This is a genomic window from Pseudoalteromonas sp. NH0006-46 (assembly GCF_057547735.1).
The window spans coordinates 88,610-114,848 of the sequence record NZ_BAAJML010000012.1 but is presented as its reverse complement, the minus strand read 5'-3'; the positions used below and the strand labels follow the sequence as shown (position 1 = coordinate 114,848).

22 protein-coding genes and 2 pseudogenes are annotated in these 26,239 nt (G+C 41.0%); 14 read left to right on the top strand and 10 right to left on the bottom strand.

Going from position 1 to position 26,239, the window contains the following annotated elements:
* Both AC27I2_RS18200 and AC27I2_RS18195 read right to left on the bottom strand, forming a co-directional pair.
* Positions 1-300 (bottom strand): hypothetical protein (locus AC27I2_RS18200; protein WP_487117605.1); only part of this gene is annotated, 300 nt, incomplete at its 3' end.
* A gap of 78 nt (positions 301-378) precedes the next feature.
* Positions 379-795, bottom strand: coding sequence for a hypothetical protein (locus tag AC27I2_RS18195; RefSeq protein WP_487205092.1), 417 nt, complete (start codon positions 793-795; stop codon positions 379-381).
* 281 nt (positions 796-1,076) lie between these two features.
* Between AC27I2_RS18195 and AC27I2_RS18190 the strand changes: the two are divergent.
* Both AC27I2_RS18190 and AC27I2_RS18185 read left to right on the top strand, forming a co-directional pair.
* Positions 1,077-1,756, top strand: a pseudogene (locus AC27I2_RS18190) (integron integrase); the annotation flags it as partial.
* 266 nt (positions 1,757-2,022) lie between these two features.
* Positions 2,023-2,318 (top strand): annotated as a pseudogene (locus AC27I2_RS18185) (tyrosine-type recombinase/integrase); the annotation flags it as partial.
* 71 nt (positions 2,319-2,389) lie between these two features.
* On the opposite strand, the gene AC27I2_RS18180 reads toward AC27I2_RS18185, so the two are convergent.
* From AC27I2_RS18180 to AC27I2_RS18150, 7 genes are all read right to left on the bottom strand, one after another.
* A complete protein-coding gene (locus tag AC27I2_RS18180; RefSeq protein WP_138527712.1) occupies positions 2,390-3,160 on the bottom strand; it encodes an SDR family oxidoreductase in 771 nt (256 codons plus the stop codon).
* Positions 3,161-3,169: 9 nt separating this feature from the next.
* Positions 3,170-4,069: a 3-hydroxyisobutyrate dehydrogenase gene (gene mmsB / locus AC27I2_RS18175; protein WP_138527714.1), complete on the bottom strand. Its 900-nt coding sequence runs from the start codon at positions 4,067-4,069 to the stop codon at positions 3,170-3,172.
* Between the two features lie 10 nt (positions 4,070-4,079).
* Complete coding sequence (locus AC27I2_RS18170) at positions 4,080-5,231, bottom strand: enoyl-CoA hydratase/isomerase family protein (RefSeq protein ID WP_487205091.1); 1,152 nt, start codon at positions 5,229-5,231, stop codon at positions 4,080-4,082.
* Positions 5,231-6,016 (bottom strand): enoyl-CoA hydratase, encoded by a 786-nt coding sequence (locus AC27I2_RS18165; RefSeq protein ID WP_487205090.1) that lies wholly within the window; start codon positions 6,014-6,016, stop codon positions 5,231-5,233. Before AC27I2_RS18165 ends, AC27I2_RS18170 begins: the two co-directional genes overlap by 1 nt.
* A 10-nt stretch (positions 6,017-6,026) precedes the next feature.
* Complete coding sequence (locus tag AC27I2_RS18160) at positions 6,027-7,184, bottom strand: acyl-CoA dehydrogenase family protein (RefSeq protein WP_058403981.1); 1,158 nt, start codon at positions 7,182-7,184, stop codon at positions 6,027-6,029.
* 136 nt (positions 7,185-7,320) lie between these two features.
* Positions 7,321-8,811 (bottom strand): CoA-acylating methylmalonate-semialdehyde dehydrogenase, encoded by a 1,491-nt coding sequence (locus AC27I2_RS18155; RefSeq protein ID WP_058403980.1) that lies wholly within the window; start codon positions 8,809-8,811, stop codon positions 7,321-7,323.
* A gap of 91 nt (positions 8,812-8,902) precedes the next feature.
* Positions 8,903-10,084, bottom strand: a complete 1,182-nt coding sequence (locus AC27I2_RS18150; protein ID WP_058403979.1) for a thiolase family protein — start codon at positions 10,082-10,084, stop codon at positions 8,903-8,905.
* A 330-nt stretch (positions 10,085-10,414) separates the two neighbouring features.
* Between AC27I2_RS18150 and AC27I2_RS18145 the strand changes: the two genes are divergently transcribed.
* The 9 genes from AC27I2_RS18145 to AC27I2_RS18105 all read left to right on the top strand — a co-directional run bounded on the left by AC27I2_RS18145 (position 10,415) and on the right by AC27I2_RS18105 (position 20,208).
* Positions 10,415-10,849 carry a MerR family transcriptional regulator gene (locus tag AC27I2_RS18145; protein WP_010557391.1) on the top strand — a complete coding sequence of 145 codons (435 nt, stop codon included), beginning with the start codon at positions 10,415-10,417 and terminating at the stop codon, positions 10,847-10,849.
* A gap of 54 nt (positions 10,850-10,903) precedes the next feature.
* Positions 10,904-12,079 (top strand): isovaleryl-CoA dehydrogenase, encoded by a 1,176-nt coding sequence (locus AC27I2_RS18140; RefSeq protein ID WP_487205089.1) that lies wholly within the window; start codon positions 10,904-10,906, stop codon positions 12,077-12,079.
* Positions 12,080-12,089: 10 nt separating this feature from the next.
* Positions 12,090-13,697, top strand: coding sequence for a carboxyl transferase domain-containing protein (locus tag AC27I2_RS18135; protein ID WP_487205088.1), 1,608 nt, complete (start codon positions 12,090-12,092; stop codon positions 13,695-13,697).
* A 13-nt stretch (positions 13,698-13,710) separates the two neighbouring features.
* A complete protein-coding gene (locus tag AC27I2_RS18130) occupies positions 13,711-14,481 on the top strand; it encodes an enoyl-CoA hydratase/isomerase family protein (protein WP_487205087.1) in 771 nt (256 codons plus the stop codon).
* 8 nt (positions 14,482-14,489) lie between these two features.
* Complete coding sequence (locus AC27I2_RS18125; protein WP_487205086.1) at positions 14,490-16,481, top strand: acetyl/propionyl/methylcrotonyl-CoA carboxylase subunit alpha; 1,992 nt, start codon at positions 14,490-14,492, stop codon at positions 16,479-16,481.
* On the top strand, positions 16,481-17,377 hold the full coding sequence (locus AC27I2_RS18120) for a hydroxymethylglutaryl-CoA lyase (protein ID WP_058403975.1): 897 nt from the start codon (positions 16,481-16,483) through the stop codon (positions 17,375-17,377). Before AC27I2_RS18125 ends, AC27I2_RS18120 begins: the two co-directional genes overlap by 1 nt.
* A 251-nt stretch (positions 17,378-17,628) precedes the next feature.
* Positions 17,629-18,327, top strand: coding sequence for a CoA transferase subunit A (locus AC27I2_RS18115; protein ID WP_058403974.1), 699 nt, complete (start codon positions 17,629-17,631; stop codon positions 18,325-18,327).
* 14 nt (positions 18,328-18,341) lie between these two features.
* Complete coding sequence (locus AC27I2_RS18110) at positions 18,342-18,998, top strand: CoA transferase subunit B (protein ID WP_487205085.1); 657 nt, start codon at positions 18,342-18,344, stop codon at positions 18,996-18,998.
* Between the two features lie 328 nt (positions 18,999-19,326).
* Positions 19,327-20,208 carry a LysR family transcriptional regulator gene (locus AC27I2_RS18105; RefSeq protein WP_058551925.1) on the top strand — a complete coding sequence of 294 codons (882 nt, stop codon included), beginning with the start codon at positions 19,327-19,329 and terminating at the stop codon, positions 20,206-20,208.
* Positions 20,209-21,090: 882 nt separating this feature from the next.
* Here AC27I2_RS18105 and msrA read toward each other — a convergent pair.
* On the bottom strand, positions 21,091-22,380 hold the full coding sequence (gene msrA, locus AC27I2_RS18100) for a peptide-methionine (S)-S-oxide reductase MsrA (RefSeq protein ID WP_487205084.1): 1,290 nt from the start codon (positions 22,378-22,380) through the stop codon (positions 21,091-21,093).
* Positions 22,381-22,626: 246 nt separating this feature from the next.
* On the opposite strand from msrA, the gene pxpB reads away from it, so the two are divergent.
* The 3 genes from pxpB (at position 22,627) to asnB (ending at position 26,193) form a co-directional block, all read left to right on the top strand.
* Positions 22,627-23,277: a 5-oxoprolinase subunit PxpB gene (gene pxpB / locus AC27I2_RS18095; RefSeq protein WP_138530183.1), complete on the top strand. Its 651-nt coding sequence runs from the start codon at positions 22,627-22,629 to the stop codon at positions 23,275-23,277.
* Between the two features lie 3 nt (positions 23,278-23,280).
* Positions 23,281-24,231, top strand: a complete 951-nt coding sequence (locus AC27I2_RS18090; RefSeq protein ID WP_058403965.1) for a 5-oxoprolinase subunit C family protein — start codon at positions 23,281-23,283, stop codon at positions 24,229-24,231.
* Positions 24,232-24,519: 288 nt separating this feature from the next.
* Positions 24,520-26,193 carry an asparagine synthase B gene (asnB, locus tag AC27I2_RS18085; RefSeq protein ID WP_487205083.1) on the top strand — a complete coding sequence of 558 codons (1,674 nt, stop codon included), beginning with the start codon at positions 24,520-24,522 and terminating at the stop codon, positions 26,191-26,193.
* The last annotated feature ends 46 nt before the right edge of the window (positions 26,194-26,239 follow it).

The following is a 26,239-nucleotide window of genomic DNA, read 5'->3' as shown; positions in this document are numbered from 1 at the left end:
TATGCCAATAGCTGCAATGCAACGACTAACAATTCCACATGCCTCTGTATTATCTTTATGCTCGGTTAGTACTTGATTAAGTTCAGATAGGATTAAACCTTTTAACTCTTCTGGCACATCACCCTCATCTTCATAAAGTAACTCATCATGATCATCAAATCCTTCATGGTCTCTCAACGATAAAGTAAAACCTTTTGATTCATCCTCTGGATCAACAAACATAAAGATGGTGCTTCCATCATCATAGCCACCACAAAAGTCGTAACCTGAAAATTTATAACCTGACATTGCGGCAGACACTCCTTGACATATAACGCCTCGTTAAGAGGCAAATAATATGTTGGCTAAAATAAGCGACGCAGGAGCAAAAGCCAACTGTTATTTGTCCTGCTTTAACGTGTTGTTATATACAAACTCTTTGAGCTTTCGAAACCTTTTGTCATCAAAGCTTAACTCTCCTCTGTAGCCATAAGAGCCAGTGCAAGTTGAAACATAATTTTTAAAGTAACTGGAATTTGGAACAAACAAAACAAACTTTTGACCAGGATATAGGTGAATACCGCAATTACCAGAAGAAGTTACAACAGAACTAACCTGTTCATTGTTTTTAAAACTTTCGATTACATTAAACTTTGCTTCGATGAGTTTTCTTTTGAAAATATCTACGCCTCTATCATCTTCTGCCTCTTTAAGAGATAGACCTATAACTTCGACTAACATGACAGATTTTGAGTTTTCAAAAGCCTCATTTAATTCAAGTCCCTCGCACTTACACGCAAAAGATGAGAATGACATGAACGTAAGGCAAGTAAATATAAAACCCTTTAAATACACCGAAACTTCCTTTGTATATAACAGCTTATTGAACACCACTTTGGGGGTTTATAACACCCCAAAACGGCGTATATTACATTTCTTAATAATTCCACTAAACAACTTCAATGTAAACAAGTGATTACGTATATTGTAAAGTTATTGTCGTTAAAATACACCAAAACGACTTTTAATAATGTTATTGGACATAATACAAATAACTGTCTATATATACAGTACGCTTTAAAAGTTGAGTATCATTTATGAAATCTCCCTTTCTAACCATGATTAAAGACCTTATGTATAAAAAGCGGTATGCAAAGAGCACTATTGAAGCTTATCTTTTTTGGATAGGTGGCTATATCCGCTTTAATAATATGCAGCACCCAACCTCTATGGGGGACACTCAAGTTGAATTATATTTAAACCATTTAGTAAACTCGCAAAACGTAGCGCAAGGCACACAAGCGCAGGCACTAAATGCGCTAAGCTTCCTATATAAAGAAATAATCAAGACCCCCCTCTCATTATCATTAAACTTTGTAAAAAGTGAACGCCCAAGAAAGCTACCTGTTGTGCTTACTCAAACAGAAGTTTCAGAACTATTTAAACACTGTGTAGCAAAGCATTATTTACCCTGTGGACTACTTTATGGCAGTGGTATGCGCTTAATGGAAGTACTGCGTTTACGAGTACACGATATTGACATTGACTATAACTGCATTCGAATTTGGGATGGAAAAGGAGGTAAAAATCGTGTTGTAACGCTTGCCGCAGAACTCATACCGCAATTACGTTCTCAAATACAATTAGTTGATAGTTACCTACAATTAGATCTTAGAAACCCTTTGTATAGCGGTGCGTATATGCCGCATTTGTTACGAAAAAATAGCCAAACCAAAATAAACAGCTGGGCTGGCAATATTTATTCTCATGTTATAAAACTAGGGCCTGTTGACCTTTCAGGATTAAAATTTGTTCAATCTAGGGCTATTTAATAGCGGCGAGAGGTTTGTAACCTAGTGGGCTAAGTAAAAACTGAGCAATAAATAGTAAATTGCCCCTAGGCAGAACCCTCCGGGCAGCGCATGTTTGGCATTTATTCCACGTTATCGCCTATTTATGGGGAATAACCACACTACATAGACTCTGCCTTGCCTAAATACCAAACACACTGCTGCAAATTTAACTTCGAAAGATAAACAGGCCCTGAGCCTTGATCCAGAGAGTAAGCAATTAAGGCGCCATCATATTGATGAAAAGCAAATACAACCCGCGGTTAAAAAAGCTGCTTTTGATGCACATATAAGTAAACACGTTGCCCCTCATACTTTACACCACTCATTCGCTACACATTTGCTGCAAAGGGGCTCTGATATAAACACAGTACAAACACAACTAGGTCAAAGCGATGTGCGGACTACGCAAATATATACCATGTACGACAACAAGGTGCTAACCGGGTTGTTAGCCCTTTTTTTAAGATTATAAAGGTCCAAACTTAAAATAAAAAAAGCACAACCCAAAAGGCTGTGCTTTTTAATCACCTAACACGCATACGTTTATAAACATTAGTTTACAAACGAATACCGCCGTCTATCTCTACTACACGACCAGTGAAAAAGTCGTTTTCGATAATATACTGAGCAGTATGAGCTATCTCAGTTGTTTCACCTAAACGTCCTACGGGTGTTACTGCTAGCATGCGTTGTTTGGCTTCTGGCTTCATTACGTCGGTCATAGCGGTGCTAATAACACCCGGTGCAATTGCGCCCACGCGTATACCAAAGCGACCAAGCTCTTTTGCCCATGTGGTGGTGAGTGCCACAACACCCGCTTTTGAAGCAGCGTAGTTTGTTTGGCCTATGTTACCCGCACGCGCTACGCTCGACATGTTTACAATTACCCCGCCTTTACCTGATTCTATCATGTGGCTTGCAGCTTCGCGCCCTGCCAAAAATACGCCAGTGAGGTTTACATCAATCACTGATTGAAATTGATCAAGCGACATTTTTTTAACCACTTTGCCGTCTTTGGCTTTTATAAACATGCCATCGCGTAAAATGCCGGCGTTGTTAATAAGTACACCAATGTAGCCAAAGTCGTTGTTGATGGTATTAAATACGTTTTCTACTTCGCTCTCTGCGGTTACGTTTGCAGCGTAGCCTTTTATAGTGCCAGATACACCTTCAAGCTGTGTTAGCTGCTCGCACGCTGTATTTAATAGATCTTGCGCCATATCAATTAACGCAATGTTAGCGCCCATTAAGGCAAACTTTTGCGCCATTGCAAAACCTAAACCTTGTGCGCCACCGGTAATAACGACGGTATTATTTTTGATTTCCACAATACTTTCCTACTTTGAAAACAATTTAAATATGGCACTAAAATCATCACTGCCTGCACCTTGGTGCTGGAGCATGGTGTACAAGTTTTTTGCCATAGAACCCATAGGGGTTGATGAATTACTTTGCTGTGCGGCTTCCATGGCAAGGCCTAAGTCTTTTGCCATTAAATCGACCATAAAGCCTGGCTTATAATTATTACTAGCCGGTGCTGTTTCCATTACATCAGGACACGGATTATAAAGCTCAAGCGTCCAGTTACGACCAGAACTTGCGGTCATAATGTCGCTAAGTACTTTTGGATCTAACCCATTGTTAATACCCATTTGAATTGCTTCACTTGTGCCTGCCATTAATATGCTAAGCAGCATGTTGTTGCATATTTTAGCAACTTGGCCTGCACCAATATCGCCTGCATGAAATATGTTTTTACCCATATCTACCAATACGGTGTGTGCTTTTTCAAATGCTGTTTGTTCACCACCAACAATAAAGGTCAACGTGCCAGCCGCTGCACCTGCAACACCGCCTGATACTGGTGCATCTACAAAGCTAATGCCCTGCTCGCCAAGTGCGCTGCCAACCACACGGGCCGACTCTGCATCTATTGTGGAGCAATCAATCACTAAGGTGTTTTTACTAAGCACATTAATCAAGCCGCTATCGTCGTTATTGCCTAAATAAAGCGATTTAACATGCTTGCCCGCTGGCAACATACTAATAAGTATATCGGCATTGGTTGCGCATGCTTTTGCATTTTCAGCTACGTGTGCACCTTTGCTTGCAAGTTCATTTAAGACCGACTGGTTTAAATCGAATGCCGTAACACTGTGGCTGGCTTTAATTAAGTTAGCCGCCATTGGGCCGCCCATATTTCCTAAACCGATAAAACCAATGTTAAGTTTACTCATCGTCTTTCCTTTATTTTTGTGTTGCCGTGTCTAGGTCATCAAGTGGGTGGTTTTCGCCAAATCTGTTAGCAAAAAAGCTCTCTATTATTGTTTGTGGTACATCACTAAGTGTTTTGTATTGCCAATTAGGCGCGCCGTCTTTATCTATTAATAGCGCTCTTACGCCTTCTTGAAATTCGCCAACTTCACCGGCTCTAACCGACATACCTAGTTCCATTTTAAAACAATCTAAAAGGCTTTTATCTTTACTTGCTTTTAGTTGCTCACTGACTAACGCACAACTTAGTGGGCAACCATGTTTTAACGATTTTTGTGCACGTTGCAACCACTTATCGTCGGTGTTTAAATTTAATAAGTAATCTACTTGTTGTTGTAAAGTACTTAAATCACCTAACTGTTGAATGGTGTCTAAATTAGCCTTAACGTTGCCTTTTGGCATATCTGCAGACTGCGCATTTAACTGATTTAATAAATTAGTTAATACCGTGTGGTTGTCGCTTGCAGTAGTAGCCCAGCTGGTAGCTAAAATAGTATTTAGCATAGTGTTATATAGACTGCTGTCGATAAAGTGATCGGCAAGCGATACAAAACATGCATCATCGCAATTAATAGATGCTGACGTTAATCCTAAAAACAAGCCAACACATTTAGGCATGTTGTGCAAAAAATGGCTACCGCCAACATCGGGGTATAACCCTATTGTTTGTTCAGGCATGGCTATACGTGAAGTTTCGGTAACAACACGGTGGCTTGCGCCAGCCATTAGCCCTAATCCGCCGCCCATTACAATGCCGTTACCCCAAACAAGAATAGGTTTAGCGTAGGTGTGTATTAGGTAGTCAAGCTTATATTCTTGTGTAAAGAAATCTTCAACTAAACTTGTGGGCTCACCTTGTGCCATTGCATGATATAAGCTGACTACATCGCCACCTGCGCAAAACGCTTTGTCCCCTGCGCCTTTTAAAATGACCATTGCGATGGCATCGTCGTTTGCCCATGCCTTTAGTTGAGGGGTAAGCAATTTGATCATGTTAAAATTAAGCGCATTTAACGACTTAGGTGCATTAAGTGTAATAAGCCCAATTAAACGGCCATTGGCCGCGGTTGCCGTCTCAAAAAGTACCGAATCATCCGCTTTATTTAATAAGGTTAAATTACTCATTAGCCATTGACCCATTTTGCTTTTCGTTTTTCTAAAAAGGCATTAACGCCTTCTTTTTGATCGTCAGTATCAAATAAACCAACAAACAGTTCGCGCTCAAATGGTAAAACGCTCGCCATGGGTTGGTGGCGCCCTTTTTGAATCAATGTTTTACATGCCGCAACCGAGCTAGGGCTTTGCTCACTCACTAGGTTTGCAAGATTAAGCGCAGCAGAAAAACTCTCACCTTGGCCAACAACCTCTTCGACTAAACCAATGTGTAGGGCTTTATCGGCTTTTAAGCGCTCGCCGCATAAAATCATGCGTTTTGCCCAGCCTTCACCTACAAGCCATGCTAAATTTTGCGTGCCACCCGCACACGGTAACAAACCCACTTTTGCTTCAGGCAGTGCCATTTGTGCTTGCTCTTCTGCTATGCGAATATCACATGCAAGGGCAACTTCTAGCCCGCCGCCCATGGCATACCCGTTTATTGCTGCAACCGACACACCTCTAAAGTTAGTCAATGCTTCAAATGCTTCGCCAAATACACGTGACATGTCTGCAGCGATGCCTTTATCGCCACTGGCAAACACATTAAGGTCGGCGCCTGCGCTAAAAAATTTTTCGCCTTCACCGGTTAGTACTAACGCATAAATATTTTTATCATTATTAAGCGCATTAACTTTATTTTTTAAATCAATTAAGGTGTCTTTTGTCCAGGTATTCGCTGGCGGGTTAGACATAGTTAAAATAGCAACATGGCCTTGGGTGGTTAACTCAATACTTGGTTTTGATTCAGACATACCGTGCTCCTTATAAAATTTCGCTTGCAGACTCAGCTAAAATTCGGCGCGCTATAATTACACGCATTATTTCGTTTGTGCCTTCCAGTATTTGATGTACGCGCACGTCACGTACGTGGCGCTCTAATGGGTATTCTTTTATGTAACCGTAACCACCATGTATTTGAAGCGCTTCATTACAAACTGTAAAGCCAACATCGGTTGCAAACCGTTTTGCCATGGCACAATAGGTGGTTTTTTCGCTGTCGCCCGTATCAAGTTTAAATGCCGCAAGCCTTACCATTTGGCGAGCAGCTACAAGCTCTGTATTCATATCTGCAATTTTAAATTGTAACGCTTGAAAAGCAGCCAGCGGTTTACCAAATTGTGAGCGTTCTTTTAAATATTCGCGTGCTGTATTTAAAGCGGCCTGTGCTGTACCAATTGAGCAGGTGGCAATGTTAATTCGCCCGCCATCAAGGCCTTGCATTGCAAACTTAAAACCTTCGCCTTCAGCCCCTAGTAAGTTATGTGCGGGAATACGCACATCTTCAAAGCTAATTAAGCGTGTAGGCTGTGCATTCCAACCCATTTTTTCTTCTGCTTTGCCATATTCAACACCTTTTGCATCAGCAGGTACTACAAACGCAGAAATACCCGCAGCGCCTTCGCCACCAGTACGCGCCATTACAACGAGCACTTCGGTTTCACCCGCGCCCGATATAAACATTTTAGAGCCGTTAATAACGTACTCGTCGCCATCGCGTACTGCTTTGGTTTTAAGCGACGCAGCGTCTGAGCCTGACCCAGGCTCGGTTAAACAGTATGATGCTAATAACTCACCCATTACTAATTGTTCTACGTATTGATCTTTTATTGCGTCGGTACCAAAACTGGCAACCATCCACGTAGCCATATTATGAATAGTAAGCATGGCGGTAGTTGCCGTACAGCCTAGCGCAAGCTGCTCAAAAATAATGCTTGAGTCTAAACGTGATAAACCAAGGCCACCGGCTTCTTCTGGTGTGTATAAACCACAAAAGCCTAATTCTCCGGCTGCTTTAATTGTGTCTTTAGGAAAAATATGCTCGCGATCCCATTTAGCCGCATGAGGTGCAAGCTCTGACTCGGCAAATTGGCGAGCAGTTTGTGCAAAGGCTTGTTGGTCTTCTGATAAGTTAAAGTCCATGGTAGACCTCTTTAGTTGTATGTTGTCAGTTTTCCCGTAACGGGATTGTGAGTGAAGAGCGGCGAAGGCTTATTTATGTGTGTGTGAAAAACCTTCGCGCCCGTCTTTGTTATTATTTTTAGTGTGTGTTTATTAATTATTTTAAGTTAATACTCATATTAGGCCCTGAAGCGATATCGTCTTCAAACCAACGTGAGGTAATGGTTTTTGTTTCTGTGTAAAAACGAATACCTTGCTTACCATACGTATGAGTATCGCCATAAAAAGAGCCTTTCCAACCCGTAAATGAGAAAAACGGCAGTGGCACCGGAATTGGCACATTAATACCCACTTGGCCAACTTCAATTTCGTGCTGAAATTTACGTGCAACTGCACCGCTTGAAGTAAATAGTGAAGTACCATTGCCGTATGGGCTTTCGTTAATTAGGGCGATGGCTTCTTCTAATGTGTCTACAAACATACACGCTAAAACAGGCCCAAAAATCTCTTCTTTATATAAGTCCATTTCTTTTGTAACGTCTGTAAATAAAGTTGGGCCAACCCAGTTACCTTGCTCGTAACCTTCTACTGTAAAGTGAGAGCCATCTATTAAACAGGTTGCACCTTGTTCTTTACCGCTTTCGATAAGTGATAAAATGCGCTCTTTTGCCGCTTTTGACGTCTGCGGTCCGTAGGCAGCGTCTTTGTCGTCCCATAAACCTGGGCGTACTTTTTCAAAGCCTGCTTTTATTTCATCTACCCATTCGCTCGCTTGCCCAACAAATACGGCAACCGAAATTCCCATACAACGTTGCCCTGCAGCACCAACAGATGCACCAACCAAGTTATTAACAACATGCGACTTACTCGCATCAGGCATAATAACCATATGGTTTTTTGCGCCCACACACGCTTGTACACGTTTAAGGTTTTGTGTGCCTTTAGAGTAAATGTACGCACCTACACCACACGAGCCTACAAACGAAATAGCACGAACGGCTTTATCTTCTAATAAGCGGTCTACTTGCGGTTTTGTACCATGAACAATTTGCAGTACGCCTTTAGGTGCACCCGCTTCAATAAATAGTTCAGCTAAGCGCATTGGTGTTAGAGGGTCTTGCTCTGATGGTTTTAATATAAATGTGTTACCACACACAATTGCCAGCGGAAACATCCAAAGTGGGATCATCGCCGGAAAGTTAAATGGCGTAACACCCGCACACACACCTAATGGTTGCATGTATGAATACGTATCGATTTTACGCGCTACGTTTTCCATTGTTTCGCCCATCATCAGCGAAGGCGCATTTGCAGCTTGTTCTACAACTTCTATACCACGCCATACATCGCCTTTTGCATCTTCAAAGGTTTTGCCTAATTCGTGACAAATAATAGTGGCTAGCTCGTCATGGTGTTCTTTTAAAAGCGCAGCGTATTTCATCATGATGCGTGCGCGTTCTGTGATTGGAACATCTTTCCATGTTTTAAATGTTTCAGAGGCTGAAGCAATGGCTGCATCCATTTCTGCATCGGTGGTACAAGGAACCTGTGCTAAAACCTCTTGGTTTGCTGGGTTTATAACATCGATTAGCTCTTTGGAAGTTGATTTAATAAATTCGCCATCTATTAATAGTGGAACTTGGTGCATGGGTAAATCCTATTATATTAGTGTGTTAGTTTTAAAAATAACGCAGCTTTATTATTGTTATGTTGCTGCGTATTTTTAATGTGATTGGTACTTAGAAAGCTTCTACTGCCATTGCAACGGCTTCACCGCCACCAATACATAAAGAAGCAACCCCTTTTTTAAGGCCACGATTTTTAAGTGCATGAATAAGCGTAACTAAAATACGTGCGCCACTGGCACCAATTGGGTGGCCAAGTGCACACGCTCCACCGTTTACATTCACTTTGCTTTCGTCAAGCTTAAGCTCGTTAATCGCAAGCATTGTTACCATGGCAAACGCTTCATTAATTTCCCAAAGGTCAACGTCATCCGTTGTCCAACCGGCTTTATCAAGCACACTATTCATTGCGCCTACAGGCGCTACGGTAAATTCGCTCGGTTTTTGAGAATGAGTGCTGTGAGCAACAATTCTACAAAGGGGTGTTAGGCCCTCGGCCTTGGCTTTTGATTCGCTCATGAGTATGAGTGCGGCACCACCATCTGAAATAGATGATGAGTTAGCCGCTGTGATTGTGCCGTCTTTTTTAAATGCGGCACGTAAGCTTGGGATTTTTTCAGGACGCGCATTACCCGGTTGCTCATCAACCGATACGGTTACATCGCCTTTTCGTGTTTGTAATATGTGTGGCGCTATTTCGTTTTCAAAGCTGCCGTTTTCAATTGCAGCATTCGCTTTACTTAACGAACTTAATGCAAAATTATCCATTTGTTCACGGCCAATGCCATACTCGTCGGCAGTGTCTTGTGCAAAACACCCCATTGCTTTGTTATCGTAGGCGTCTTCGAGGCCATCGCTCATCATATGGTCTTTAATTTCACCGTGGCCCATGCGCATACCGCCACGCGCTTTTGGAATAAAGTAAGGGGCGTTGGTCATGCTTTCCATACCACCAGCAATAGCTGTTTGTATAGAGCCGGCTTTTATTAAGTCGTTAGCCAGCATGGCCGCTTTTAGTCCTGAACCGCAAACTTTGTTAATGGTAGTCGCACCCGTACTGAGTGCGAGCCCTGCTTTAAGCATGGCTTGACGAGCTGGCGCTTGGCCTAAACCAGCGGGAAGTACACAGCCCATAATCACTTCGTCAATTGCGTCGCTATTTAATCCGGTTTGCGCTAATGCACTTGCAATAGCCGTTGCACCTAATTCAGTAGACTGAGCATCGCTTAGCGCGCCCATAAAACCACCCATAGGCGTGCGTTTTGCTGCTACAATTACCACTGATTCTAAAGACATTGCTAACTCCATTGTATTTAAAGGTAAATAGTTGTTAGAATATTTACTCTATTAATTGTGTTTTAAATTATTATTTAATAATCATACACAATACTAACGTTTACGCTAACGTCAACTAAAAACAGTTAAAATTATACTTTTTAAACTGTAAGGTTTCTTTGCCACTTTTAGTTAATGCAGCCCCCACGCACATTAAGTGTTTGTAATTTAAATATTTAAATTGCATTTACTGTTAACCACCGCATTTGTATTTATTTCATATCAGCCAGCACTTTACCTTTACGTAAACTTCACTTATATTGGAGTTATTCGAATGAGGTAAATACAACAATGAAACCAGATAATCAAACAAACTTTGCAAGTTCTGCCACTATACCAACCAGTAATGAACAAACTTTTAGCATTAGCGATTTAGCTAAAGAGTTTGACATTACAACGCGCTCTATACGCTTTTACGAAGACCAAGGGCTTTTATCACCCGATCGTAATGGCCAAACCCGTATTTATTCAAAGCGCGACAAAGTACGCCTAAAGCTTATATTACGTGGTAAACGTTTAGGCTTTACGCTTGCTGAAACAGGCCGTTTGTTTGAATTGTATGACGCTGATAAATCAAGCGCTAAACAGCTAGTCACAATGCTTGATCTGATTTCAGAGAAAAAAGCCGACCTTTCGCAACAAATGGACGACATTAAAGTTGTTTTAATGGAACTCGTTACCGCGGAAAGACGCTGCAGAGACACACTTAATAAAATAGACGAGTAGTTTATTTTAAAAACAAAAACACACTGATAACACACACTCACACAGGAATGAATCATGAGCACTATTTCACTTTATAAAGAGATGAACTTTGGTCTTGGCGAAACCGCCGATATGATCCGCGACCATGTAAATAGTTTTTCAAGCCAAGAAATTGCGCCGCTTGCTGAACAGACCGATCTTGACAACACATTTCCAAATCAACTGTGGCCGCAAATGGGCGAAATGGGCGTATTAGGTATGACTGTGCCTGAAGAGTTTGGTGGTGCTGGTTTAGGCTACTTAGAGCACGTAATTGCAATGGAAGAAATTAGCCGTGCAAGTGCGTCTATAGGCTTAAGTTATGGCGCACATTCAAACCTGTGTGTAAATCAAATTAACCGTAACGGTAACCAAGCGCAAAAAGAAAAGTACCTGCCAAAGCTTATCAGCGGCGAACATATTGGTGCACTAGCAATGAGCGAGCCAAATGCGGGTTCGGACGTGGTATCGATGAAGCTTAAAGCTGAGAAAAAAGGCGATAAGTACATTTTAAACGGTAACAAAATGTGGATCACCAATGGCCCGGATGCAGACACTCTGGTTATTTACGCTAAAACTGATTTAAACGCCGGCGCTAAAGGCATAACAGCATTTATTGTGGAAAAAACATTCCCTGGTTTTTCTACAGCGCAAAAGCTCGACAAATTGGGGATGCGTGGTTCAAACACCTGTGAGTTAGTATTTGAAAACTGCGAAGTACCAGAAGAAAATATTTTAGGGAACCTCAACGAAGGCGTAAAAGTACTTATGAGCGGTCTAGATTACGAGCGTGTTGTACTTGCCGCGGGCCCGCTTGGTATTATGCAAGCGTGTATGGATATAGTAGTGCCTTACATTCATGAGCGTAAACAGTTTGATACCCCTATTGGGCAATTCCAGCTTATTCAAGGCAAAGTTGCCGACATGTACACACAAATGAACGCTGCCCGTTCATACGTTTACACGGTAGCTAAAGCCTGTGACCGCGGCGAAACAACGCGTAAAGATGCCGCGGGTGCCATTTTATACGCCGCTGAGCTTGCAACCAAAATGGCGCTTGATGCGATTCAAATTCTTGGTGGTAACGGATACATAAACGAATACGCAACGGGCCGATTACTACGTGACGCTAAATTATATGAAATTGGTGCCGGCACGTCTGAAATTCGCCGCATGCTAATTGGCCGCGAACTATTCACTGAAAGCCGCTAAGGATTAGATTATGACGATTTTAAAATCGAGCGTAAATCCACACGATCCTACTTTTGTGCAAAATCATAAAAACATGTCGATGCTGGTGGATGATTTACGCGATAAAGTAGCAACAATTAGTTTAGGTGGTGGCGCTGCTTTAAAAGAGCGCCATGAAGGCCGCGGTAAATTATTTGTACGAGACCGTATAAGTACATTAATTGACGAAGGTTCACCATTTTTAGAAGTTTCTCAATTTGCGGCATTTGGCGTATATGAGCAAGCTATCCCGTGTGCAGGTGTCGTAGCTGGTATTGGCCGTGTAAAAGGTATTGAATGCATGATCATTGCAAACGATGCGACGGTTAAAGGCGGCACCTACTTTCCGCTTACAGTTAAAAAGCATTTACGAGCGCAAGATATTGCAGAGCGATGCCATTTGCCATGTATTTATCTTGTAGACTCTGGTGGTGCAAACCTGCCTGAACAAGATGATGTATTTCCTGATAAGTTACATTTTGGGCGTATTTTTTACAACCAAGCGCGTATGTCAGGCAAAGGCATTCCACAAATTGCTGTTGTAATGGGATTATGTACCGCAGGTGGTGCGTACGTACCTGCTATGGCAGATGAAAGCATTATTGTTAAAGAGCAAGGCACGATATTTTTAGCAGGTCCCCCGCTTGTTAAAGCGGCAACAGGTGAAGAGGTAACGGCTGAAGAACTTGGTGGTGCAGACGTTCATTGTAAAACATCAGGGGTAGCTGATCACTTTGCCGAAAACGACGAGCATGCGCTGTCTATTGCACGCCAATGTATTGAGCGTATTAACTATACACGCCCTACTGCGCCGTTATTAAAAGATATAAAAGCGCCTCGGTACGATATAAATGAACTGTACGGCATTGTGGGTACCGATCTTAAAAAACCATTTGACGTACGCGAAGTCATTGCCCGAACTGTTGATGATTCATCGTTTGATGAATTTAAACGCTACTTTGGCGAAACACTCGTAACGGGCTTTGCTAGCATTTACGGCAACCCTGTTGGCATAGTCGCTAATAATGGCATTTTATTTAGTGAGTCAGCACAAAAAGGCGCTCACTTTATTCAACTGTGTGCACAACGCAATATCCCACTGTTATTTTTGCAAAACATTACTGGTTTTATGGTGGGTAAAAAGTACGAAGCAGAAGGTATTGCTAAGCACGGCGCAAAAATGGTTATGGCAGTATCGTGTGCTGACGTTCCAAAATTCACAGTATTAATTGGCGGCTCTTATGGCGCGGGTAACTACGGTATGTGTGGCCGCGCGTTCGAACCAACCATGATGTGGATGTGGCCTAATGCACGTATTTCAGTAATGGGTGGTGAGCAAGCAGCTGGTGTTATGGCCCAAGTTAAGCAAGACGGCTTAGCACGCAAAGGCCAAAGTATGACCGATGAGCAAATTAGCGAATTTAAAAAGCCAATTATCGACCAGTACGAAGAGCAAGGCCATCCTTATTATGCCAGCGCGCGTTTGTGGGACGATGGCATTATTGACCCAGCCGACACACGTAACGTACTAGGGCTTGCATTGTCGGCTGCTAAAAATGCACCAGCGCAAGACTCTCAATTTGGCGTATTTAGAATGTAACGGAGCGCAGTAAATGTCAGTAACACTACAAATAACAAAATCTAATGTGGCTGTACTTGTTTTAAGCCGCCCAGAAAAAAGAAACGCATTTAATAGCGAAGTAATACACGAATTAATTCAATGTATTGAACATGCTAATACGCTTGATATTAGAGCATTAGTTTTAAAAACAGAAGGTAAACACTTCTCAGCAGGCGCTGACTTAGCATGGATGAAGTCCATGGCTGACAATGATTATGCTGATAACCTTGCTGATTCAATGCAACTTGCAAAACTAATGCAAGTATTAGCTACAAGCCCACACCCTACGGTATGTGCTGTGCAAGGCGCTGCATTTGGTGGCGCATTAGGTTTAATAGCCTGTTGTGATATTGCCCTTAGTAAAGACGATGCACAATTTTGCTTAAGTGAAGTTAAGCTTGGACTTATTCCTGCAGTTATTAGCCCTTATGTAATAAGAGCCATAGGTGAGCGTGCTGCACGCAGATACTTTTTAACTGCCGAAGTGTTTGACGCGCATACCGCTAAACAGCTTGGATTAGTTCATCAAGTAACGGGGAACTTGGAGTGTGCACTCGACAATATGCTTCAAACTCTCATTGATAACGGCCCAGTTGCAGTTAAAGCTGCGAAAGCTTTAATTAACGATGTAGCTAACAAACCGATTAATGACGAGCTTATTGAGCTTACTGCCGAGCGGATTGCAAACATACGCGTATCTGAAGAAGGCCAAGAAGGCTTGAGTGCCTTTTTTGATAAACGCCCACCACAATGGCAACTGTAGGATTAATTATGAACACACAAGCATTAAAAAAAATACTCATTGCCAATCGTGGAGAAATTGCGTGTCGCATTATGCGAAGTGCAAAGCAGATGGGGTTAACCACTGTTGCTGTTTACTCAGACGCTGATAAAAATGCTCAACACGTAAAAATGGCTGATGAGGCCTACCACATTGGCCCTGCTCCAAGTAAAGACTCGTACCTTGTAACCGATAAAATTTTGCAAGTAGCTAAAAATAGTGGCGCCGATTGTATTCACCCTGGTTATGGCTTTTTATCAGAAAACAGTGAATTTGCTAAAGCGTGCGAAGCAAACAATATTGCGTTTATTGGCCCTTTAGCTAGCAGCATTGAAGCCATGGGGTCAAAAACCCGTGCTAAAGAAATAATGGCAGCAGCCAATGTACCGTTAGTACCGGGTTATTATGGCGACAATCAAGACCCTCGTTTTTTGCAAAGTGAAGCTGAAAAAATTGGCTACCCTGTACTTATTAAAGCCGCATTTGGTGGCGGTGGTAAAGGAATGCGCGTTGTTGAAAAAGCAAGTGACTTTATAAGCGCTCTTGAAGGTGCACAGCGTGAAGCCATTGCCGGATTTGGTAACGACTTAGTACTACTAGAGCGCTATGTTAACCAACCTCGCCACGTTGAAGTGCAGGTATTTGCAGATAACCACGGTAACTGCGTTTATTTAGGGGATAGAGATTGCTCTTTACAACGTCGTCATCAAAAAGTAATTGAAGAAGCCCCTGCCCCGGGTTTAAGTAGTTCACTACGAAAAGAAATGGGCGAAGCTGCAGTGCGTTGTGCACTGGCTATAAATTACCGCGGCGCTGGTACTGTTGAGTTTTTATTGTGTGGCGATGAGTTTTTCTTTATGGAAATGAATACCCGCCTTCAAGTTGAGCACCCTGTCACTGAAATGGTTACTGGCGTTGATTTAGTAAACTGGCAAATAAATATTGCTGGCGGACTTCCACTTCCTTTAGCCCAAGAAGATATTCAGCTACAGGGTCATAGTTTTGAAGCGCGAATTTATGCCGAAGATCCTGCTAATGATTTTATACCTTGCTCAGGTACGATTGAGGCGATGCATACTCCAAACCAAAATGAGTTTGTACGTATTGATACAGGCATTGCGCAAGGGGATGAAATTAGCCCATATTACGACCCGATGATTGCTAAACTCATAGTCCATGATGATAGCCGCGAACAAGCATTAGGGCGCTTACGCCAAGCACTCGAACAGTTTCACCTAGCTGGTTTTAGCACAAACATTGGTTTTTTAAATAACTTAGCTCAGCACCCTACCTTTAATGAAGGCGCACCGAGTACACACTTTATTGCAGAACAAGGCGACTCGTTAGTTGCTGTTAATAATACGCTTGTGCAATCTAGCGAGCTAATTGGCGCATTTGCGTATTTGTGTTCATTAAATAACAAACACGCTGAGGAAAAGAACGCGAGCCCATGGCAGCAACTTAGCGGATTTACATTAAATTCTCCAAGCGTAATTAAAGTACCCTTTAAAGATTTACAGTTAAGTGCAATTAAAACCGCAAAAGGGTACGACATTACCCATAACAACACGGTATTTAGCCTTCAAGGTACTGTGGTCAATGGGGGTTGTACTGTATTTATTGATGGTGATAAGCATATTGCGCATGTATCACAAAGTAATGATGCCATCACTGTTATGAATAAAGCGCTGCAAGCCAAACTTGAGCTAATGAATAAGCATTATATAAGTTCACACGAAAGTGATGCACTGCCATTAGCTGCACCACTCAATGGTACTGTGGTTAAACACTTAGTTAGCGTTGGGAGTACTATTACTAAAGGCGATCCTGTTGTGATTATTGAGGCCATGAAAATGGAATACACACTCAATGCACCCCATGATGGTATTTTACAAAGCTATTGTTTTGGTGAAGGTGAATTAGTATCACACGGTGCCCTACTCGCAATTGTTGAGGATACAACAGTTCAGGAAGGTGCCTAATGAGCGCCTTTCCTAACTCAGTTCGTATTGTTGAGGTAGGTGCGCGTGACGGCCTACAAAACGAGAGCATAGTCACCACTCAAGATAAAATTTTGCTTATTAATGCACTTGCACAAGCTGGTTTAAAAGATATAGAGGCCGGTGCATTTGTATCCCCTAAGTGGGTGCCACAAATGGCTGACTCAGCAGATGTTATTAACGCACTTGACTTACCAAATGTTAATTTAAGTGCACTAACACCTAATTTAAAAGGTGCGCACGCTGCCCATAGTACTGGTATTAAGGAATTTGCAATTTTTACCGCCGCAAGCGAGTCGTTTTGTAATAAAAATATCAACTGCTCAATTGACGAAAGTATCACGCGTTTCAGTGAAGTGATGAATTTTGCGAGACAGCACAATATTCGTGTTCGTGGTTACGTAAGCTGTGTAGTTGGGTGTCCTTACGAAGGAGACATAGACCCCAAGGCTGTGCTTGACGTAACACAAAAGCTATTAGATTTGGGCTGTTACGAGGTAAGCCTTGGAGACACCATTGGTGTTGGCACAGCAAAAAAAGTAACTCAACTTATAGAATTACTATTGATGCATATAGATAGCAGCAAGCTTGCAGTGCATTTTCATGACACCTACGGACAAGCGCTTACAAATATTTACGCAGCACTAAGCCTAGGCATTTCAACGGTTGACGCGGCAGTTGCGGGCCTTGGTGGGTGCCCATATGCTAAAGGTGCGTCAGGAAATGTTGCCACCGAAGATGTAGTTTACTTACTGCAAGGGCTTGGCATTGAACACGGAATTGATTTACAAAGGTTAAGTGATGCTGGCTGGGAAATAACTAAAGCACTTGGTAAGCAACCTGTGAGCAAAGTATCTGTGGCACTACACACAAAATAACCTGAGCTCTGGATAATAAATCTATCTCTAGCAGCTATTTTCAGCACTAACTGCGTTGAATTTACTTGCAATAGGCCAGCTATTGACGCGTAAATTCGCCTTGTTTTCACTGAAAATCTCTGACTAGAGAAAATAAACTTAAATATCACCCTAATTCATATGTTAGTAAATCTCTTAACCAGAGTTCAGGTTAAATAGCTATCTTATGAGATGATGATTAACAACAAATAACACACAATGAGGAGAGACTCATGGCCGGTTTTGATAAGGTAGTTGCAAGCTACGAAGCTGCAATGGAAGGATTAAAAGACGGTGATACCATTATCGCCGGTGGTTTTGGTTTATGTGGAATACCTGAAGGGTTAATAAAGCAAATTAAAAAGATGAACACAAAAGAGTTGACCGTTGTATCAAACAACTGTGGTGTTGATGATTTTGGTTTAGGCATTTTATTGCAAGACAAACAAATAAAAAAAGTGATTGCCTCGTATGTAGGCGAAAACGCCCTATTTGAGCAGCAATTACTAAGTGGTGAAATAGATGTTGAGCTAACACCTCAAGGTACACTTGCTGAAAAAATGCGAGCCGGCGGCGCGGGTATTCCTGCGTTTTACACCGCCACCGGTTACGGTACTCCAATAGCTGAGGGCAAAGACGTAAAAGAATTTGATGGCCGCCCTTACATTTTAGAAGAGTCGATCACTGGCGAGTTTGCCATTGTTAAAGCATGGAAGGCTGACCGCTATGGAAACCTAGTATTTAGACATACCGCTATGAACTTTAACCCAATGGCTGCAACTGCAGGTAAAATTACGGTGGCAGAAGTGGAAGAAATCGTCGAGCCAGGTGAGCTTGAACCAAGCCAAATCCATACCCCTGGTATTTATGTAAATCGCGTGATCAAAGGCAACTTTGAAAAACGCATTGAACGTGTAACAACACGAGATTAAGCAGGAGCATAAAAATGGCATTATCACGTGAACAAGTTGCAATGCGTGTTGCGCAAGAGCTACAAGATGGCTACTACGTTAATTTGGGCATAGGAATTCCGACACTCGTCGCAAACTATGTACCTGATGATATTGAAGTTATGCTACAGTCAGAAAATGGCCTACTAGGAATGGGTCAATACCCGACTAAAGCCGAACTTGATGCTGATATGATTAATGCGGGTAAAGAAACCGTGACAGCAGCCACAGGTGCCGCCATATTTAATAGTGCAGATAGTTTTGCCATGATACGGGGTGGTCATGTAGACTTAACCGTTCTAGGTGCATTTGAAGTAGACCAATATGGAAACATTGCATCTTGGATGATCCCAAAAAAGCTCATAAAGGGCATGGGGGGCGCAATGGATTTAGTCGCTGGCGCAAAAAATATAATAGTTACAATGACCCATGCCAGCAAGCATGGTGAGTCTAAGTTACTAGAGTCATGCAGTTTACCGCTAACCGGTGTGAATTGTGTGAAAAAGATAGTAACAGATTTAGCCGTTTTAGAAGTTAAAGACGGCGCATTCCATCTTATAGAGCGTGCACCAGGTGTATCTGTAGATGAAATCATTAGCAAAACAGCAGGTAAATTACTTGTTGACGGTGAAGTACCAGAAATGGTTTTATAAGCTTAGCTTATTTAGTTTCACCCTGTACCGACCTCATTCCCAGTGCCAATGGCGCTGAGTTACCCAAAATCCCTCGTAAGAGGGATTTTTTTTGTCCTCAATGTTATTTTTTTGGTTAATTAATACACGTTTAATTAAATTTTATCTATAGTAGATGCATAGATGCTGTGTTATTCGGCTAGAGTTATTGCACTATTTTGTCGTTATGATGCACCAAATTTGTGAAGTTACTCTATCAATAAAATTAAGTTATTGATAATATTGGCAAATAACATCTGGTTCGATTTTTGCCTATACAGGCAATCCTAACAATTAAATACTGGAACACATGCAAACTCCTATTCGTGGTCTTCGTTCTTTTTGCTTTGCAGCAAGAAGCCTAAGTTTTAAGCATGCAGCTAATGAGCTGTACTTAACGCCGTCGGCGGTAAGCCACCAAATAAAACAATTAGAAGAACAACTTGGTATAGAGCTATTTCATCGTAAAACTCGCTCTATAAGCCTAACTACGGCTGGAAAAAACTTTTTTGATGCGATCTCCCCTATTATTACCATGCTAGAGGGAACCATTAACGAGTTTAGTCAATTACAACAAAACACGAATATCACAATTACGCTGCCAGAATTTTTTGCCAGCGAATTGCTGATGCCAAAATTAAGTGAGTGGACTACTCAGCATCCAAATATAAATTTACAAATGGATACACTCAAAACACGCAAAGAACTTACCCGCCATAGTGATTTATCTATTGTGCTTTCTTCGAGTAAGCCAACGGAAGGTGCAGTGACTGAATTGTTTAATTTAGAATACATCCCTGCATGTAATAAAAAATTACTTGAACAGTGGAAAAAGAACGATTTACAAGCATTAAACCAAGTTCCGCTTATTCTCCATAAAGCGCGACCTTGGGCTTGGCACCAGTGGGCTGAAAAAGTAGGCATAGATGACTTCTCGCCTACGCAGATTATTCAAATAGATAGTATGTTTGGTGTAGCACGAGCTGCACAGCAAGGTATGGGAATTGCGCTAATACCTTTACCAATAAGCCAAAGCTGGTTAGACGAGCAATGGTTGTATAAGTTATTTGAACAGCCATTAACAACAAAAGATAAATATTACTTGGTTCAACATGACTCGAATGTAGCCAATCACCCTCTTGATCTGTTTGCTAAATGGGTAGTTGATACTTTTAGAAAAACTCAAGAATAATCATTTTTCAGCATAAATATAATTATTCTTAGCTGCATAATTAATAAAAAATTCACATAAAATTAATGAAAAAGCTAATTTATTATCAATAAGTTGGCTTTTTTTATTTAATTTTTTTATGGTTTAAATTTTTTCACTTATCAGTTTTATTTTTATCGTTTGTTTGAATTTAGGAAACAACATAAAGTCTATTTAACGAAAGCATTTATGGCGAATGAGTTGTTATATAAAGAGACTAAATTTGAAACCAATTTAGTTTTTATGACTCATATAAATATAGAAAAGAATCTTTATATTGTGTGTGAAGATGTTGTCAGTGTGAAAAACAGTTCAAGTTAGGTGGTGACTTAATTTGGGCTGTTTTTATTCCCTCCCAACGGCCACATAATATTAAAATCTGCCTTTGGCAGTAACCGAATCTTTATTGTGTGTGAAGATGTTGTCAGTGTGAAAAACAGTTCAAGTTGGGTGGTGACCTAGTTTGGGCTGTTTTTATTCCCTCCCAACGGCCACATAATATTAAAACCTGCCTTTGGCAGTAATCGAATCTTTATTGTGTGTGAAGATGTTGTCAGTGTGAAAAACAGTTCAAGTTAGGTGGTGACCTAGTTTGGGCTGTTTTATTTTACAACTTAATTACACCCTATCCCAAATATTTGAAAGCCCTTAAGTAATTAAGGGCTTTTTTATGCCTATTTACAAACGAGTAAAACATTACATAAATAGTAACCCTAATCCACCTAGCGCCACTGCCAACGTACAAAACTCTCTTTTAAATAACTTTAGCGTAATTATTTACTAGGCAATGTTTCCATACCCTCACACCGTCACTTAATTCAGTGGACTAACTTTACTTATAGACCAATTGGTTTATATGTAATGTTAGCTATTATCGCGAGGTATAAAGTCTAATACGGTTGCATTGATACAATATCTGTCTTCCCCTCTTGGGCCTTCGCCCGGAAATAAGTGACCTAAATGAATTCCTGAACTTTTAGACCTCAACTCTATGCGCTGCATGCCCCAACTGTTGTCTTCATGTTCGGTTACACTATTTTTAACAGGGTGCGTAAACGACAGCCAACCTGTGCCAGAATTAAAGCGATCACGGGTATCAAACAAAGCCTCTCCACTGAGCTTGTCAACAAAGGTACCATCTGGAGTATTTTTAAATATTTTGTATTCTTTACAATAAGGACGATCTGTTTTGGCATTAAATGCGACCTTATAGGCTTCGCTATTTCCTAATTTAAATGCCCCTAGGGCTTTATAAAAAGTATCGCGGTTTGCATAGCCCTGGCGTCCGTATACTTCTTCGCCATTTTCTAAAAATAGAATAGTCGGTGTTGCCCAAGTAGCCGATTTAATCGTTAATCCATCTAATTGATCGGCAAATCTAAATGATAAAGGAATCGTTCCTTTGTAGTCATTCGCCACCTCTTTTTTAAACTTCTCGCAGTAGGGGCAATAATCGCGTGAGTCTATAACCACTATTTGCTTACCTGCTAACAATGCAGTGTTGTCTTTAGTTTCATCAGGTACTGGTTCAAAAACAACACCAGTAGAATGATCAGGGCAATAGCCATTAGGATTTTTCTGTAAATAATTTTGATGGTATTCTTCCGCGGCAATAAACCCCTCGAGTGGCTTTATTGCAGTGACTATATCTCCATACCCTGCATTGGTTAATAATTGTTGGTACTGCGCTTTAACCTTGAAAGCAGTGTCACTTTGCTCATTGTTGCTCGTTAAAATAATTGAACGGTATTGCGTACCAATGTCGTTACCTTGTTTGTTTAGCTGGGTAGGATCGTGACTTTCAAAGTAATTTTTAAGTAATGCTTGTGAGGAAATAATATTGCTGTTGTAAGTAACTTTGACTACTTCAGCGTAGTTGTTTTCGTCAAAACGACGTGATTGCTTAGTAATATTTCTGTAAGTAGCCTCAAAGCCTTTTCCATCAGCATAGCCAGACTCTGCATCAATCACTCCTTCTAGTGCTTCATAGCGTTTTTCTGCGCCCCAAAAACACCCCGATCCTAGTACAAGGATTTCTACATGCATGCTCGCTTCTACATTGCTTTGTTCTACTTTTTCCATTGATAAAGCAAAAGTGCCTGCGCTAAATATAATGGCAGCGCCCGATAAATATAATAATTGCTGATAATTCATAATATACCTCTAAACAAGTCCGTACTCATTGAGACCATTTAATCTTGATTATTATTTCAAACTACGTGCTTATTTATTACGAGGCTTAAGATATAAAGTTTACTTTTAAACCTCATTGGCAATGAAATTACAGAATTAGTGTATAAACTATTTTGTATAAAATGTTTTTTGTTAGTCTCAAGGTTGTCAATAATTAACTCAATATGTGTTAGGTTTGCTTAATGATGTCCGAATTAGGTTTTACCAATGCAAAATCCTCACGTTTACGCTCTATCAAACAATAGCCTAATGTTTGATGCATCTCATTTAAGCGCTAACGACACTCTCAGTATTCAAAACAAAATTTGGTCTTTAGCAAGCCACTGTAATACAAGTGGGTCATTTATCGACGTTGTACCAGCTATGACCTCACTCACTTTGTATCTTAAGCAAGAAATAGAGTTAGCCAAATGGCATGAAGAATTACTAGGTATTTGGAATAACATTAAGCCAAATGAGTTTGTTGCTAAACATCATAAAATTAAGACGCATTACAATGGGGCAGATTTAAACTACGTTGCCAACTTTCATAATTTAAGTATTGATGACGTCATTAATCTTCACAGTGAAGCGCAGTACGCTGTTTTATTTTTAGGGTTTCTACCTGGTTTTGCATACTTAAACGGGTTAAACGAACATCTTTATACACCAAGACGTTCCGAGCCTCGCCTAAAAGTGCCTAAAGGCTCTGTTGCTATTGGCGCTGAGCAAACAGCGATTTACCCTTCAGATTCGCCCGGTGGTTGGCATATTATTGGCCATACTGACACGCCCTTGTTTGATGCAAAGCTAAAAAAACCATGTTTAATACAGCCAGGTGATACGCTCGAATTTATACCTATTTCGGTGGGGAAATAAATCATGATTAAAGTGATTAAAAGTGGCCCATTACTGACCATTCAAGATTTTGGACGCAGCGGATACCGCCATTTAGGCGTTAGTCAGTCTGGTAGCTTAGACCCTTATGCACAAACCATAGCAAACTGCCTTTTAAATAATGATAAAAATGCCGCTGTGCTTGAGGTGACTGTTGGCATGTGCGAACTTGAGTTTGAATGCAACACAGTTATTGCCTTATTTGGTGCTGATTTAAATGCAACACTTGATGAAAAACCTATTTACCCGGGTTGGACATACAATGTAAAACAAAAACAAGTGCTTAAGTTTTCAACAGGGAGAGCCGGATTAAGAGCCTACATTGCCGTTAAAGGGGGAATTCAAAGCTCGGTTATTATGAATTCTAGAGCCACTGATTTAAATGCTGGTTTTGGCGGACTAAATGGCAAATCGCTCATAGCCGGTGACAATATTAAAATTACTCCTTACCAATCAGAATTTACTCAATGCGGCGCACTTATGCCGCCAAAACGTAAAATTGTGCGTGTATACCCAAGCCCATACGCAGAGCTTTTCTCCAAACAGATCATTAATGGGTTTACTCAGTCGTCGTTTAAAGTGAGTCACAATAGTAACCGTATGGGCGTAAGACTCCAAAGTGATGATTATTCTTTAACTCACTCACACTCATTACCTTCTCTTGCTGTGAGTCCAGGAAGTATCCAACTGCCCCCAAATGGAGAACCCATTGTATTGTTAAACGATGCACAAACAACGGGAGGTTATCCCTTATTAGGCACCGTCATTGAAGCAGATTTACATCAATTTGCTCAATATAAACCGCTAGATACAATTGAATTTGAATACGTGACGTTTGAACAAGCACTAAAAGCTAAACAAAAACTCAAAGGCCATTTAAACCAGTTAAGCATTGCACTTAAAAGTAGAGGCCTAGGCAATAATGGGGGACGTTAAACCGCGCGTAATTTAATGTAGTTCATTGCACTACTTAGTTACATAAACAAGTTCGGCCTGCTTGATTGTCTAATTAATAGTTCAGAGTTTACACAGCAAATTGATGCAAAAATAATCAGAGTTTCGCCCTATTAACCAACAAGGTGCAACGAGTTAAACATTGGTGCATAAATTATTCTTAATTAATTGCAAAAGCTGTGTGACTTGAGTAATTATTTCTGATAAAACAAGGGTTCGCAGTTCAGCAAATTGGCTGTTCTGCACACATAATAGGAATGAGGAGTTACTATGTGTTCAATCTTTGGGGTATTAGATATAAAATCTGATCCCGCTCAATTGCGTACCCAAGCAATTGAAATGTCAAAATTACTACGACACCGAGGGCCAGATTGGTCTGGTGTTTACGCGTCTGAAAAAGCAGTTTTAGTTCATGAGCGTCTTGCAATTGTTGGCGTATCTAGCGGTGCGCAACCTTTATACAACCCAGAAAAAACGAATATATTAGCGGTAAATGGGGAAATATATAATCACAAAGAGTTAGCTGCGAATTTAGACACTGATTTTACGTTCCAGACGCAGTCTGATTGTGAAGTTATCTTAGCGCTATACAAACAAAAAGGCCCTGTGTTTTTAGATGACTTAAATGGTATTTTTGCGTTTTGCCTATACGATGAAGAAAATGACGCCTACTTAATTGGTCGTGATCATATCGGTATTATACCGCTTTACACTGGCCACGATGAACATGGTAACTTTTATGTTGCCTCTGAGCTGAAAGCACTTTCTCCAATTTGTAAACACATTGAAGAATTCCCCCCTGGCCATTACCTTTACAGTAAAGATGGTGAACTTAAGCCTTATTACAAACGTGATTGGCAAACTTTCGACGCAGTTAAAGATAACAGCGCAGAGTCGGCAGATGTAAAAGACGCATTAGAAGCAGCCGTTAAACGCCAACTTATGTGTGATGTACCATACGGTGTATTACTGTCAGGTGGATTAGACTCATCAGTTATTTCTGCTATTACACAGCGTTTTGCTGCTAAACGTATTGAAGATAACGACGAAAGCGATGCTTGGTGGCCCAAACTTCACTCATTTTCAGTTGGCCTTGAAGGTTCGCCCGATTTAGCGGCGGCTCAAAAAGTTGCAGATATGATTGGTACGGTGCATCACCCTATCATTTTTACTATTCAAGAAGGTATTGATGCGCTTCGAGAGGTCATTTACCACATAGAAACCTATGATGTAACCACAATTCGTGCATCAACCCCTATGTATTTAATGGCGCGTCAAATTAAAGCCATGGGTATTAAAATGGTTCTTTCTGGTGAAGGTGCAGATGAATTATTTGGTGGTTACTTATATTTCCACAAGGCTCCTAATGCACAAGAGTTTCATGAAGAACTAAACCGTAAAGTTTCTAAACTTCATATGTTTGACTGCCTGCGCGCTAATAAGTCGATGGCCGCATGGGGCGTTGAAGCACGCGTACCATTCCTTGATAAAGAATTTGTTGATGTTGCTATGCGCATCAATCCTGAAGCAAAAATGTGCAAAGATGGCAAAATTGAAAAGCATATTTTACGTGAAGGTTTTGGCGGTTATTTACCAGATGAAGTTTTATGGCGCCAAAAAGAACAGTTTTCTGATGGTGTTGGTTACAGCTGGATAGATACATTAAAAGAGTATGTTGAAGAGCAAGTAAGCGATCAAGACCTTGCTAATGCAAAGTTCAAATACCCTATTAATACCCCTGATTCAAAAGAAGCTTACTACTACCGTACTATTTTTGAGTCGCACTTCCCAGGTGACGCATCAGCAAAGTGTGTACCACATGGCAAGTCAGTTGCTTGTTCAACTCCTGAAGCACTTGCTTGGGATGAGTCGTTCCAAAACAATGCAGACCCTTCTGGTCGTGCAGCGGGCGTTCACAACGACGCTTACACAGGTAAAAAATAAGCACTAATTTATACACTGCATAAATTTTATGCAGTGTATAAAACTC